This is a genomic window from Methylobacterium sp. WL18, from assembly GCF_008040015.1.
Taxonomy (GTDB): Bacteria; Pseudomonadota; Alphaproteobacteria; order Rhizobiales; family Beijerinckiaceae; genus Methylobacterium; species Methylobacterium mesophilicum.
Genome location: NZ_VRVD01001154.1, coordinates 1 through 751, shown reverse-complemented (window position 1 = coordinate 751; position 751 = coordinate 1). Strand labels below are relative to the sequence as shown.

The window sequence follows — 751 nt, the reverse complement described above, 5'->3', positions numbered from 1 at the left end:
TCCTCCTACCTGGCGGCCTGGCTCGTCCTGCTGGCGCTGCCGGTCGGCGCCCTGCCGGTGACGATCGTGGCCGAACGCTTCGGCAAGCGCGTGCGCGAACGCGGGGGGATCGAGATGCTGGCGGGCCTGCGCCGGCTCATGGCGCTGATGCCGGTGGCCGCGCTGCTGGGGCTGCCCCTGCTCGCCGCGGTGCCGGTGCTCTACCCGTGGGTCGGGGCGGCGCCCCGCACACCGCTGGCGGCTTTCTGGTTCATCACGCCGTTCTTCGCGGCCCGGGTGATCGCGTATCTCGCCGCCTGGACCTGGCTGTCGATTCGGTTCGCGCGGCCCTTCGACGAGCCGGGCGAGGGCCGCACCGTGCCGGCGGTGGGCCTCCACGCGGTGGTCGGCACGCTGTTCACCACCGACGTGATCGCCTCCCTCGACCCGCGGCTCGATTCGACCCTGCTGGGTCTGCTGGTGATGACCGCCTGGAGCGGGCTGGCCTTCGCAGCCGCGATCCTGCTCGCCTGGGAGGAGCCGGAGCCGGTGGGCCGCGGCCGGACGGCGCCCGGGCGCGGCCGGCTGGTTCCCCTGGTGGTCCTGCTCGGGCTCTGGGCGTTCATGCACTTCGTGCAGTTCCTGATCGTCTGGTCCGCCAACCTGCCCCCGGAGGTCGCCTGGTACTTCGCCCGGGGCGGCAGCCTCGGGCGCGGGCTGTCGATCGGCGCCGGGGCCGTGGTGGTGCTCGCCGGGCTCGCGACCCTGCGGC

General features: G+C 74.6%; 1 protein-coding gene. It reads left to right on the top strand.

What is annotated here, in order from left to right; genetic code table 11:
* On the top strand, positions 1 to 751 hold a 751-nt coding region (locus FV228_RS31495), incomplete at both ends, for a hypothetical protein (protein ID WP_147857948.1).